Source organism: Pedobacter sp. Bi27, from assembly GCF_918698255.1.
Lineage (GTDB): Bacteria > Bacteroidota > Bacteroidia > Sphingobacteriales > Sphingobacteriaceae > Pedobacter.
Genome location: NZ_CAKKMW010000008.1, coordinates 56,421 through 70,357, shown reverse-complemented (window position 1 = coordinate 70,357; position 13,937 = coordinate 56,421). Strand labels below are relative to the sequence as shown.

Annotated in this window: 11 protein-coding genes; 3 read left to right on the top strand and 8 right to left on the bottom strand. The window is 39.9% G+C overall.

All coding sequences use genetic code 11. From position 1 onward, the window contains the following. The 5 genes from LQ227_RS22185 to LQ227_RS22165 form a co-directional block, all read right to left on the bottom strand. Positions 1-1,512, bottom strand: coding sequence for a tagaturonate reductase (locus tag LQ227_RS22185; RefSeq protein ID WP_230151163.1), 1,512 nt, complete (start codon positions 1,510-1,512; stop codon positions 1-3). Between the two features lie 55 nt (positions 1,513-1,567). Then, positions 1,568-2,581 (bottom strand): pectate lyase, encoded by a 1,014-nt coding sequence (pelA, locus tag LQ227_RS22180; protein WP_230143273.1) that lies wholly within the window; start codon positions 2,579-2,581, stop codon positions 1,568-1,570. Positions 2,582-2,814: 233 nt separating this feature from the next. Beyond that, on the bottom strand, positions 2,815-4,746 hold the full coding sequence (locus LQ227_RS22175) for a glycoside hydrolase family 88 protein (RefSeq protein ID WP_230151161.1): 1,932 nt from the start codon (positions 4,744-4,746) through the stop codon (positions 2,815-2,817). Between the two features lie 5 nt (positions 4,747-4,751). After that, positions 4,752-6,425 (bottom strand): glycoside hydrolase family 28 protein, encoded by a 1,674-nt coding sequence (locus tag LQ227_RS22170; RefSeq protein WP_230143271.1) that lies wholly within the window; start codon positions 6,423-6,425, stop codon positions 4,752-4,754. Between the two features lie 158 nt (positions 6,426-6,583). After that, complete coding sequence (locus LQ227_RS22165) at positions 6,584-7,540, bottom strand: pectinesterase family protein (protein WP_230143268.1); 957 nt, start codon at positions 7,538-7,540, stop codon at positions 6,584-6,586. A 360-nt stretch (positions 7,541-7,900) separates the two neighbouring features. On the opposite strand from LQ227_RS22165, the gene LQ227_RS22160 reads away from it, so the two are divergent. Both LQ227_RS22160 and LQ227_RS22155 read left to right on the top strand, forming a co-directional pair. Continuing rightward, entirely contained in the window at positions 7,901-9,541 is a 1,641-nt protein-coding gene (locus LQ227_RS22160) for a glycoside hydrolase 43 family protein (RefSeq protein ID WP_230143267.1), read from the top strand. A gap of 4 nt (positions 9,542-9,545) precedes the next feature. Next, positions 9,546-10,337, top strand: a complete 792-nt coding sequence (locus LQ227_RS22155) for a rhamnogalacturonan acetylesterase (RefSeq protein ID WP_230151150.1) — start codon at positions 9,546-9,548, stop codon at positions 10,335-10,337. A 31-nt stretch (positions 10,338-10,368) separates the two neighbouring features. Here the strand turns inward: LQ227_RS22155 and LQ227_RS22150 are convergent, their stop codons facing one another. Both LQ227_RS22150 and LQ227_RS22145 read right to left on the bottom strand, forming a co-directional pair. Beyond that, the gene (locus tag LQ227_RS22150; RefSeq protein ID WP_215165650.1) at positions 10,369-10,620 is read right to left on the bottom strand and encodes a DUF6814 family protein; all 252 of its coding nucleotides are present in this window, start codon (positions 10,618-10,620) and stop codon (positions 10,369-10,371) included. 11 nt (positions 10,621-10,631) lie between these two features. Continuing rightward, positions 10,632-12,155, bottom strand: coding sequence for an MFS transporter (locus tag LQ227_RS22145; RefSeq protein ID WP_230151148.1), 1,524 nt, complete (start codon positions 12,153-12,155; stop codon positions 10,632-10,634). A gap of 151 nt (positions 12,156-12,306) precedes the next feature. Here LQ227_RS22145 and LQ227_RS22140 point away from each other — a divergent pair, with 151 nt between their 5' ends. After that, positions 12,307-13,197, top strand: a complete 891-nt coding sequence (locus LQ227_RS22140; protein WP_230143261.1) for a bestrophin family protein — start codon at positions 12,307-12,309, stop codon at positions 13,195-13,197. Positions 13,198-13,370: 173 nt separating this feature from the next. On the opposite strand, the gene LQ227_RS22135 is transcribed toward LQ227_RS22140, so the two are convergent. Then, entirely contained in the window at positions 13,371-13,913 is a 543-nt protein-coding gene (locus LQ227_RS22135) for a TlpA disulfide reductase family protein (protein ID WP_230151146.1), read from the bottom strand. Positions 13,914-13,937: the final 24 nt, after the last annotated feature.

The window sequence follows — 13,937 nt, the reverse complement described above, 5'->3', positions numbered from 1 at the left end:
TTAAATTGTTCTTTCTGAATGCAAGTTACTTAAAGTTTCTTTTGCACCCTTGTTCTGTAATAAATCAACGTAAGATTTTACGGCCGCGTTAAAGCCAGGATAGTTATTCAAGTTTTTATCCCAAAGACGTCTGTCGCCAAGGGTATTATCTACAACCGTTTCAGGGTTTTTCCAGTATTCGTATAAAATTTCTGCAAATTCATCCTGTATCGGAAAGGTTTTTCCGTTTGCGCTGGCCGTGTAAGTATCACCATCTTTATTCACATTCATAAAAAGGATATATGCTGCCACACCTAAAGCGGTAAGTTGAGGTACTTCATTTTTTAAAGCGTAATACCTTCTGATTAACGGCATGTTACGCATCTGCATTTTTGAGGTGAAGTTTAGCGTTATGGCTTGCCACTGGTGTTCTAAGGACGGATTGCTAAAACGGTCGATTACGCTTTCTGCAAAGGCAATCGCTTCGTCATAGGTAATATCTTCATTTACTACAACAGGGGCAATTTCATCTTTCATCAGTTTTAACACATTGGCTGAGAAATCTTCATTCGCCATAGCCTCTTTTACAGTATTAAAGCCTGCTAAAATGGCTAATCCACAGCTAATGGTGTGCGTACCGTTAAGTAAACGGAGTTTCAGTTCTTTAAATTTATCGATCGATGGAACAATAAAAACCCCTTTATCAGCCTTTTCGAAGGATAAAACCTCCTTCACTTTTTCGCTTGACGATTCGATAGCCCAAAGCCTGAAAGGTTCGGCCATAATCATGAGTTCATCTTCATAACCCAGTTCACGTTCAATCGCTTTTTGTTCGGCCTCTGGAAGTTTTCCCGGAACAATCCGATCAACCAAAGTTTTGCAGAAATGATTGGCCGTTTTTAACCAGTTTTCGAAATCCCATCCCAATTTATTCTGGATGGCCAGATCTAATAAAATTTCTTTCAATTTATCAGCATTATCACTGATTAATTCCGTTGGAACAATCACCATTCCACTTTCGGCCGAACCATTAAAAGCAGTGTATCTCTCGTGCAGGAATGCAAGTAATTTTCCTGGATAAGATTGTGGTGGATTATCAGTTATTTTATCTTCGCTTTTAACAATCCCAACTTCAGTTGTATTCGAAATTACAACCTGCATTTCTGGCTGGTGGGCCGCTTTTAAAATTTCGGCCCAATCTTGCGAAGCCGACAGCACTCGGCTAATAGAAGAGTTGATTGAATTTTCTTCAACATTAACACCATCTTCGATACCCTTTACACAAAGCGTGTATAAATTATCCTGTTTCGAAAATGCATCTGCCCCGCCTTTTGAAGTAGATTTAACCACTAAAATACGTCCGTTAAAAATACCTTTCTGGTTGGCCTTATCAATAAAATAATCAGGCAGACCACGTAATAAAACGCCTGTTCCAAACTGAATTACTTTTTCCGGTAAAGCCAAAATTTCGGCGCTTGGTTTAGTAACCTTGTCGCCGTTAATGTTTGCTAAATTTTCTTTGTTTAAAATCATATCCTTGCGATTTCCGTCATTGCTTTATTCCTAGCAATCACGATTTATATTTTATTTATTTCCCATTCGTGCTTAACCACTTCGGGTATTCCTTTTCAATTAATTTTTGCCCCCAGTTGCCATACCAGGCATAACCGTTTCGCCGCTCAGGACTTAACTCTTCCAATTTTGTTTTAATCGTATTGTCGCGGTCGCCGAAAATTGGGGTGTTTTTCTCTATATCGTAAAAACGGGCCCAAGCCATGCTGGTGTTATCGGCAACCAAAGCCGAAATATTTTTGTTCCGATCAAAACGGTAGCCGGCAATTTTATAGGTATCGAACCATTTCACCGCTGCTGCAACTGCATTTTTCACTTCTGGTGAAGGGTTTTTAAGCCTCATCAGGAAACGGACAATGCCTGCCGATTCACTTGTGCTTAACGAAGCCGGCTCAAATGCTCTTGCTTTTGCAGGTAACATCGAGTCTTTATCGTATTGCGCAGCCCAAATGGTTAGCACTCCGTTCTGCTTTACTTGTGTTTTAATAATGCAATCGATACCTTTTATAATGGCTTTTTCGGCTTTTTTGATGTAAGCTGGATTCACGACCTCAAAATCATTTTTCTGTGTAACAATATCTTGTAGGATATTTAACACATTGATCATTGCATCATCATTATACGTAATTTCCGAACGGTACAAAGTTTTATCCGGATAATACTGAGGCCAGCCGCCATTTGCATATTGGGCAGCTAAAATATAATCCAATCCTTTTTCAGCTGCAGTTAAATAAGCCTTATTCTGCGTTTTTTTATAGGCTTGAACGAGGTATACCACTTCTCTGCTGGTGGCCCTATTATCGAATGTAGCATGCAGATCTTTTGTGGCTTTTATCCTGGCCAAAAGCTCAGGTGTTAAGGTTGCACCATAGTTAACCACACTTTTATCCTCCAACTGCTTTGGCCAACCACCATTGCCGAGTTGATATACAAGCATTTTTTCTGCGGTAGAATCGGTAGGCTGCTGCGCATAACACGATAGTATTAAGCTTGTACAGATCAGGGTTAACAATATTTTTATTTTCATCATTTTGTTTGTTAGTTTTTTGCAAGTGCAAACACTGATTATCTTATTTTTTGCCACGGAAGCACGGACTAACACGAAGTATTTTTCTCTCTTTTATCCATGGTCTGTGTCCCCACAGACCATTAGCTATTTCTGTGTCTCTGTGTTTTGTGACCAATATTATTTATCTGTGCTAATCCTGCTTATCTGTGGTTAAATTCTTTTCCGTGCTGTGGCTAACATTAATTTATGTATGCCTACTTTTTACCCGGCACCTGTTTAATCAACCAGTTTACTAGATCGTTCGTTGCCTTAAAGTTTTCAAAATCTGCGGGCAATTTTCTGCCATCGATATATTCATTATAAAACCACGGATCACCTACCGCGAAAACGGTTCCCTTACCATATTTTGCTGTTGCAATAAGCACATCACCATTATCTTTTAAAGCCGAAACGGCAGGGCTTTTTGCCACAATAGTGGAAATCTCTTTGATATAAACTTTCTTAGCTGTTTTAAAAATTGAATTTCCGTCGGGGATTTTCACTGCGCCCTGTTCAAAGTTCGAACCTTGAACCTTGTTGCGGCTATCCTCGTTAAAATGAATACCAAATGTTTCTGGTAATACGTTAAATTTCGAAATTTCACAATTGCCAGCATCGTTTAATAGCAATACCAATACGCCACCCGCTTTAACCCATTCGCTAACCTGCTTGGCATGTGCGGTATTCATAAAATTTGGGTTTGCAGTTTCTTTTTCCGTATCAGGATCTACAATAATGTAAATGTTACTTCCTTTCAAGTTTGCTGTTGTTGGTGCAGTTTTAAGGGTAGCGGTTTTAACGCCTGCATCATTAAATACTTTACCAAATAATGAAAAACCGTTATTATCATCTTCTTCCCATATGTAATGGAAAGGGATTTTATCTCCGGTTGGGCCGGTCATATACTCGTTATTGAAAAAACTATCAACTGTAACGGTTAAACCTTTACCTGTTTTAGGGAGTGCAGCAATTTCCATTTCTGAAGCGGCGCAGATAAACGCCCCTACACCTTTCGGATCGTTGGTGATTACTTTTTCGCTAATGTAATAGTCGAAACTTCCATCGCGGTATTTTGGTTTTCCGCCCAATCCCGATACCGAAACGGTTTTGGTCAGATTAATTCTTTCTGCTCCTGCTTGTTCAACAAATTCTTTCTTTAAGCCTGCGTAACCTTTATTTGCAGCAGCCATAAATGATGGTGCCAACCAACCTTTGCGCACCCCTTTGGCCAAGCCATATACAAACATGCTCGATGCCGAGCTTTCCAGGTAATTTCCTTTTCTGGTTGGCATATCTAAAATATCGAACCAAACACCCGATTTCGCATCCTGGTATTTTACGGTAGCAGTTGCTGTACGGTTTAAAATGGCGATTAATTCTTTCCGTTGTGGATGATTGGCCGGAAAATTATCCAGCACATCTACCAATGCCATAATGTACCAACCCATTGCCCTTCCCCAGAAATTTGCTGAGCGACCTGTTTTTTTATCGGCCCATTGCTCTGCTCTGCTCTCATCATATCCGTGATAAAGTAATCCTGTTTTAGCATCTCGGGCATTTTTCTCCATCAGGATAAACTGCTTTGCAATGTCGTCGAAAGCGGCATCTTTTTTCATCAGCTTGGCATACTCCGCGTAAAACGGTTCGCCCATGTATAAACCATCCAACCACATTTGATTGGGATAAATTTTCTTGTGCCAAAAGCCACCTTCTTGGGTACGCGGCTGTTTTTGTAGCTGATCGTATAATTTGGTTGCCGCTAACAGGTATTTCTGTTGTCCGGTAACTTTGTATAACAATAATAACGAACGTCCATTTTTAATGTTGTCGATATTAAAATCATCAGGTTTATACGTATTGATATTTCCTTCCTTATCCAAATAGGCATCCATTGAGCTTTGGATGTACTTGAAATATTTCCCATCGCCGGTATTCCGCCAAACCGCTGCAGCACCTTCCAGTACCACACCCATGTCGTAGGTCCATTTAGGGCCTTTGGCACCTTTTAACAGTGTAGTATCCTGAAACAGTTTTTCCATCGCTGTTAGGGTTAACTGTTCTGACAATTTCTTTTGGGCAAATCCACTTTGTGTTAAAATAGAAAAACCGATGAGCGCAGCTGCTGTATATAGAATTGATCTCTTCATGTTTGTTATTTTGAAATTTCCAGTGCTTTTTTATCTACCTCTATACCTAAAAGTGAAGCCATTTTTGCTTTAGAAACATCTGTTCCGCTAATTTTTACACCTTTTGTTTTTTCTCCCGACACGTCAAACAAAACCTTGCTGTTATCAGGGTATTTTAAGTTACTGATATTGATGTTCGAACTGTTCTGGATCATTACAACCGGACTGGTGTCTTTGGTAATTACGTTTATGTTTTTCAGAAAAATTCCAGAAGCTTCAATAATTTCAATGCCTTTTTTCGCTTTTATGGTTACGTTTTCCAGGTGGATATCTTTGATGTTCATTTCTGGCAATCCCCTGAAAAATATGGCTTTCTCAGCGCCATTGGCTACCACATCTTTAATGTAAAAGTTTCTGAACTGAGGGGTAGCTTCGGTTACCGGAACCGTTACCGTTTTAATGGCTTCGCGTTTTTCGCCTGCCAAAGGAACCGGATCAACCGCAGCATAATACATATCGAACAGAATCGCTTCACCCGGAATATCGATCATGTTGATGTTGTTGATATAAATATTTTCTACAACGCCGCCTCGGCCACGGGTAGTTTTAAAACGCAGGCCAATATCGGTGCCAATAAAAGAACAGTCGTATACCCAGATATTTTTCGCACCACCACTCATCTCGCTCCCGATTACAAAACCGCCATGGGCATGGTAAACCACATTATTCCGAACAATTACATTTTCTGTAGGTACGCCACGTTTGCGGCCCGCTTCGTCTCTTCCCGATTTAATACAGATCCCATCATCACCCACATCAAAAGTGCTGCCTTCAATCAATACGTTTTTGCACGATTCTACGTCAACTCCATCACCATTTTGTGCAAACCAGGGGTTTTTTACCTGTAGGTTTCTTAGGGTTAAATCCTCGCAAAGCAAAGGGTGTAAATTCCATGCCGGTGAATTTTGAAAGGTAACACCTTCTAAAAGAATTTTTTTACAACCCGTTAACACCAGCAGATTCGGGCGAAGGAAATCTTTGATATCTTCATAATCGGCTGCTGTTTTACCAGCCTCAATTACGCCGGCATTTTTGGTATTCGAACCTTTAACGGTTTTCTCAGATGGGTACCACATTTTTCCATCGGCCCTCACTACGCCGCCAGATGCCACCAAGGTTTTCCACTGTGTTTCGGTCAGTTTATCTTTTTTAACCATACGCCAGGCTCCACCGTTCCCGTCGATAATCCCGGTTCCGGTAATGGCTATATTTTCGAGGTTGACACCAGAAATCGGACTCTGGTTTCTCCACGCTGGCTGGCCTTCCCAATTTCCCTGTACCAATCTGTATTGGTTAAAGTCGTCGGTAAACTGAAGAATTGCATCGCGTTTAAGGTGTAGGTTTACATTACTTTTTAACTCAATAGGACCAGTTAACCACAAGCCTGATGGAATTAAAACCACACCACCACCTTTTTGGCTTACACTGGCTATGGTTTTATTGATGCTTTGCGTATTTAAGGTAATCCCATCGCCCTTTGCGCCAAAACTGATAATACTTGTGGTATCTTTTTTAAATTTAACCTGCTGAATAACGGGTAGGCTTTGCTGTTGTTGCGCTATGGCAGCACTTGCAGAAGATAAAATTAAGCATGCCAGCGCTATTTTAATACGGCATAAACGACCAGAAATATGTTTCATTATTTGTGCTGTTAAATTATACTTGGTTATTGTAATAACAAGTGTACGTTGTTTGCACTTAAAATAGAAGAGAAATCTATGCAATCGTTACCGGAAAACGACACAAAAAATAGTTTTCAAACAGCTTATTAACATCTGTATATCAATTATTTAACAACTTATTTTGCCTCCGGATTCCAACCACGGAAAACGTTTTCCAAAATGTAACTTTTATACGCTTCGTCTGTTAATTGATGCGACCAATTTACCCGGCTTTTTGGATCGGCTCCTTTTCCAGTGCTTTTATATTCAGCGTAATAGGCTGTTTTCTCGTTGCTTTCCTTGCCCCAGTTGTTCCAACCCTCAGGGCGGATAAAATCTGGCAGTTCGCAGTTGAGGTAGGCAACCTTTGCGTAAGGCCTCCATGGGCGACCCAAATAAAAGCTATTGGCCGGTGCATCTCCCTTGATTTTGCATTTATTAATTACATAACCAAATTTTGTAGTATCAGCAGTTGATGCCGCGGTGATATAACCCGCCTTTTTGCAGAAAATGGTGCAGCTTTCAAACCACGCTGTAGAAGCGCCGAAAATAAAATCGACCGTCCCTTCGATGTAACAGTTTTTATAATACTGGCGGTTGTTGCCTCCGTAAGTATAAAGTGTATCCTGAAAGCCTAAAAACCTACAGTTGGTAAAAATTAATTTATCACCGCCTGCCCAAACCGCAACGGCTTGCCCCACCGGACCTGATGAATTTTCGAAGGTGATGTTTTCTGCAGAAAAGCCTTCGCCATAAATATAAAAGCTGGAAGAACCTGAAGTGCCTTTTTCTTCTCCAAAAGCATTCTTCTTTTGCGCATAATCATCATACGTTAAAATGGTTTCGTTAAGACTTTCCCCAATAAATTTCACATTCTTTTTAGAGGCCGCCAAGATTAGCTTTTCTTTGTAAATACCTTTTTTGATAAAAATTATGGTTGTTTTGTTCCTGAAATCGGGCACAGCGTGTATCGCTTCCTGTACCGTTTTAAAGTTTCCGCTTCCATCGGCAGCTACCACAAAATCTGGCTTAATGTCTAGAGCATAAACTACTGATGAAACGGTTATCAGAAAAAATAGGATGATTGCTTTCATATCAATTTGGTTAGACTTAAATTAAAATCGGCCACGTAAAAGTATAAACTTTGTAACGCAGCCGTGTTTTTAAAATATATGATGAACAATTTTAAACATTAATATTCATCAGAAAGAAGTTTTTTCAAGATTAAACACTGCAAACGATGTCGGGAACGATTGCACAATAACAACTTGCCTAAAAATAAAAAAAGACTTAACCTTGTTAGTAGGCTAATTTGATAAAATAGACTCGTCGTCATTCCCAACTTGATTGGGAATCTTAATGCCAATCACAAGCCGCATTAAGATCCCCGCCTGTGCGGGAATGACGTAACGCTAGATAAATAACTGACCAAATATTAAAAACATCATTGTATAATGAAACATCTATTTAGTTTAATCCTTGTTTTGAGCTTTAGCATAAATACCTTTGCCCAACCTGCTCCAAAAAGTGGGTACATATCTAAAGTTTGGGTTTCTGATCTAGGTAACGGAACCTATAAAAATCCGGTTATCAACGCCGATTATTCTGATCCCGATGCTATCCGGGTGGGAGATGACTTTTATATGATCGCCTCCAGTTTTGACGCCATCCCGGGCTTGCCGATCCTGCACTCGAGAGATTTGGTGAATTGGAAAATAATCGGCCATGCCTTAAAACGCCAGCCTCCATTTGAGCATTTCGAAAAAACACAGCATGGCAATGGTGTTTGGGCACCTTCCATCCGCTACCGCAATGGCGAATTTTATATTTATTATCCTGATCCTGACTTTGGGATTTATTTAACCAAAGCTAAAACCATAACCGGCGCCTGGTCTGTGCCAAAATTGGTCGCCGCAGGTAAAGGATTGATTGATCCCTGTCCGTTTTGGGATGAAGATGGCAAGGCCTACCTCGCTTACGCCTACGCAGGCAGCCGTGCGGGCATAAAAAGTGTTTTGGCCATTATGCCATTAAGCAGCGACGGATCAGCAGCTACAGAAACCGGCAGAATTGTATACGATGGCCACGAACTCGATCCTACCATTGAGGGTCCAAAAGTTTATAAACGCAACGGCTATTATTATTTGTTCGCACCAGCAGGGGGCGTTTCTACAGGCTGGCAATTAATTTTGAGAAGTAAAAACATCTTCGGCCCATATGAAAGGAAAGTAGCCATAGATCAAGGGAAATCTTCGGTAAATGGTCCTCATCAGGGCGCCTGGGTAAATACGCAAACAGGAGAAGATTGGTTTCTTCATTTTCAGGATAAAGATGCTTATGGTCGCGTTGTTCACCTGCAGCCTATGAAATGGATCAATAACTGGCCTGTTATCGGGCTTGACGCAGATGGCGACGGCAAAGGCGAACCGGTTATCACCTATAAAAAACCAAATGTGGGCAAGGTTTATCCGGTTGAAACACCTGAAGAAAGTGATGAATTTACCACACCAAAACTAGGCCTACAATGGCAATGGCAGGCCAATCCGCAACCAACCTGGTTATTTACTGATGCAGGCAGTGGTTTATTAAAGTTATATACTTCGAAAATTCCTGATGATGCCAAAAACCTTTGGGATGTTCCGAACCTGTTGATGCAGAAATTTCCTGCTGATGAATTTATGGCAACAACAAAACTCTTATTTAAACCTAACCCAAAATTGGAAAACGAAAAAACAGGTTTGGTAGTAATGGGGAGAAGTTATGCGCAGATTAGCATTAAAAGCAAAAAAGACGGATTATATCTTATATACGGTGTTTGTCAAAGTGCCGACAAGGGAAAAGCCGAAAATGAAAAGGAAATTACCAAACTAAAATCGGGCTTGGTATATTTCAGGGTTAAAGTTACTAATGGTGCAAAATGCCGGTTTAGTTACAGTGAAGATGGAACCCGTTTTACGGATGTAGGAGATGAGTTCCAGGCCACGGCGGGCCAATGGATCGGCGCAAAAATGGGAATATTTGCCGCCAGAGATACCCAAACCAATGATTCAGGAATTGCCGAATACGATTGGTTCCGTGTACAAGCATTAAAATAACAAGATGAAAAAACATAAATACCTTATCGCAGCTCTTGGCACCGTTTTCTTAATGTCTTTCATTGTAAAACCCAAACCTGTTAAGGTTTATTTAATCGGCGATTCTACCGTGGCAGATTATACCCTAGATGAAGGTTATCTGCAGAAAAAGTATCCCATTACAGGCTGGGGGCAGGTTTTTCAGCAATTCTTAAAAAAAGACAGTTTAAAAAAATTAAACAGACTAATTAAAAGCGACAGCGCTTTGGTTATTGATAAAGCAAAAGGGGGAAGAAGTACCAGAAGTTTTTTTGAAGAGGGAAGGTGGAAAGAAGTTTTATCAACCCTGGAAAAGAACGACCTGGTGTTGATCCAGTTTGGGCATAATGATGCCGCTAAAGATAAACCTGAACGTTATGTTGATATTCCGGGCTATAAAGATTTTTTAAGGATGTACGTGAAAGAAACAAGAGCAAAAGGTGCTTTACCGATCCTGATCACACCGGTTACCCGCAATTACCCCTGGAAAGATGGTAAACTGGGTAGTGCACATGGCGAATATCCACAAGCAGTGAAAGATGTGGCCAAAGAGTTAAATACACCCGTTATAGATCTAACCTCACTTTCAGCGAGTTTTTTCACAACAAAAGGCAATGAATTTGTAAGCAAACATTACTTTATGAATTTAGACTCAGCCAAATATGAGGCTTATCCAAAAGGACAAAAAGATAATACGCACTTCCAGCCAGAAGGAGCCAAAGCAGTTGCGCAGTTGGTTTATAATGAATTAAAAAACATCAACCGCAAGACCAATTAAGGAAAAGATATTAACGAACAGCGTATATAAATTACAATTCCTCCGAACTTTCCGGCAAGCGATCATACTCTCCCTTCCAGGCATAAAAGCCAAATATCATCAATCCCAAACTGATCGGGAGGAAAATAAACAGGATAATTGCCCATTGCAGAATGGTATTGGTACGTTCGATATCCGAATGGGTCAAGCCCACTTTGTCTATTGCCTGGATAAACAAAAATGTCATTGTTAATGGCCCTAAAACCATCCAAACCAAACCTAAAAATTTCTTTAACGTATTCATCTTCTTCGTATCTAGTCGTTAATATTTTCGTCTCTTTTATTCGATAAATAAATTGTGCCAATAACTAGGCTCAATGCCGCTATACCTATCGGATACCACAGACCTGATAATGGTGTAGAACCAGAAAAGCTTGCAATCAGCGTTGCAATAAATGGTACGAGCCCACCAAAAACACCGTTGCCGATATGATAAGGCAGCGACATAGAGGTGTACCTGATTTTAGTAGGGAATAGTTCGACAAGGAATGCTGCAATTGGCCCATAAACCATCGTTACCAGCAAAATCTGGAAGAAGATTAAACCGACAAATTTCCAGAATATTGGCGTAGGCAAAACTTTATCTTTTATTACTTCTTTACCTAAGAGAATCCCTTTGGTTGCAGAAACCGTATCGGCTTGCACCTTATTAAAGGATGCACCATTTTTAAGCATTATTTTAGTAGAAACCGTTCGCAAGCTATCAGTTGAATTCGCAATTAAAACAGATGTTACAGGAGCTGGGCTAGCAGATAAAATATCAGTCTGTTCAATTTTTGTATAGTCGGTATCATCTAAAAACATTTGATAGATTGGGCGATAGAAAAGAATACCCAAAAGCATACCGCTTAGCATAATCCATTTCCGGCCAACCTTATCACTCCAGGCACCAAAAACCACAAAGAATGGCGTGGCAAAAGCGATTCCCCAAAGTAAAATATACCTCGAGTCGTTAAAATCTAATCTACAGGTATTCTCTAAAAATGATTGTGCATAAAATTGACCTGTATACCAGATTACCCCTTGTCCCATGGTAGCACCAAATAAAGCCAGCAGTACCATTTTAAAATTCGCTTTGTTGTTAAAACTTTCTTTTAAAGGGTTTTTTGAAATATTTCCTTCAGCTTTCAATTTAGAAAACATTGGCGATTCGTGCATTTTCATGCGAATATAAATCGACACCACAACAAGCACAATGGATAGCAGGAAAGGAATTCTCCAGCCCCAATCGCCAAAAGTTTCGGCACCTAAAATGTTTTTCGTGATTACGATAATCCCTAATGAAAGGAACAGTCCTAAGGTTGCTGTAGTTTGAATCCAGCTGGTAAAAAAGCCCCGTTTATCTTTAGGTGCGTGTTCTGCAACGTAAGTTGCAGCTCCACCATACTCTCCGCCAAGGGCTAATCCCTGAATCAGCCTTAGTATTAAAACCAAAATTGGTGCGGCATAACCAATGCTTTTGTAGGATGGGATTAAGCCGATAAAAAATGTCGACCCACCCATCAGCACCAACGTGAGCAAAAAAGTATATTTTCTGCCGATTAAATCGCCAAGCCTGCCAAAAACCAATGCGCCAAAGGGACGAACGATAAAGCCTGCCGCGAAAATTGCCAAAGTGTTGATCAGGGCAGATGCCCCTGCATCTTCTGGAAACAATTGATGGCCAATGATAACTGCAAGGCTACCAAAAATGTAAAAATCGTACCATTCAATCAGCGTACCTAAAGAAGATGCGCCGATTACTTTAAAAATATTGTTCTTGGGTAAAGTGTCGCTCATAAGAAATAAGAATATTTGGTTTCCCAAGATAAACATTTGCATGACAATCGGCAACCTGTACTGTCTGTCATTTAATTTGTTACATTGCCAAACATTTTGGCTTTAGTTTTGTATTTTCATCCGTAACGAATTTATTTCCCATTCAGATTATATGCTTTTAATACAAAACATCAGGTTAAGTAGAATTTTAAGAAATACGTGGCACGTTGATCTGATCATGATTGCCTCCTGCACTGCGGCTTACTTTGTACGCGAGTATTTAATTGCGCATCATTTTTCCATTCCATCCATTATTCCAACGGTTTTAGGTACTGCTATCGCCTTTTTTATCGGTTTTAACAACAACCAGGCTTACGATAGGTGGTGGGAAGCCCGAAAAATATGGGGTGCTTTGGTAAACGATTCCCGCTCTTTTGCAAGGGCATTGATTAATTATGTTGATGAGGATGAGAAAAGCGTAAAACGGATGATTTGCAGGCACATTGCGTTTTTATATGCTTTAAAGGCAAGTTTGAGGGGAACGGTAGACGAAATTTACACCAAATATTTATCCGAAGCTGATTTAAATGAAATAAAAAAACATAACAATGTGCATAATGCGCTTTTAAATATACAATCAAGAGATTTACAGAAATTATCAAAAGCCAATGCCATTGATGGTTTCCGTTTTATTGAGATCAATGAGATGCTTACACGATTTTCCGATTCTATGGGCATGAGTGAACGCATTAAAAACACCATATTTCCTACTACCTATTCCTACCTTACTAAAGTATTTATCTGGTTATTTGTGGTAACATTTACTTTGGTAATCAGTCAGGATGCAGGGCCTGCAGCCATATTTTTGGGTTGGTTAATAGGTTTCGTATTTGTATCTACACAGATTAATGGAATGAGCCTGGTTAATCCTTTCGAGAACAATTCAGCAGGTGTTCCGCTTAACCAGATTACGAGAACGATAGAGATTAATCTATTGCAGATGCTCGAAGAAGACGAGATCCCGGAACCAGTTAAGCCGATTAATGACGAATATGTGCTCTAAGCTGTTAACAGCTTGAGGGAATCCGTCATTTCGACCGTAGTGGAGAAATCTTTGAACTTTTATATCGAAGAGGGCAAAGATCTCTCCATTCCGTTGCACTTCAGTCGAGATGACGACCGCTCTAGAATATTGCACTCCCTTCAACCCACGATTTGTAACCTTACATATTCTGACTAATTGTTTAATGCAAATTTTAACTTCTCCTCAAAAAGTACCGATTTTGCTTTAAACTGTGGGTCAGAAAAGGAAATATTAGCAGTAGCATAAATAATCTTTCCATCTTTTCCCACCAAAATATTTGAAGGAAAGCCGTGATTAATATTCAGTTTTCGGATCTCGTCTTTGCTCAACGATACAATTTCGTATTTGTAACCGTTCCGTTTCTGAAATCGCCTGGCACTGGCGGGGCTATCATGGGTAATCCCGATAAACCTTACAGCTTTTTTGCCATATTTAGCCACCAGATTATTTAATTCTGGCATTTCGGCTATACAAGGCGGGCATTTTTCGAACCAGAAGTTAATTACCACTACCTCGTTTTTTAAATCGGTATTGGAAAGTTGTTTTTTATTGATGGTTAAACCGTTAAAGGGAGGTAAATCTTTACCTATTAAATCTTCAAAAAAAGTTTCCTGCGTAGCCCATTTAACAGGAACATTTTGAGCCAATGCTGTGAAAGAAAAAACAGAAAACAGGAGAATAAGGTAAATTTTCATCAGCGCTAAATATAAAAAAAGTCC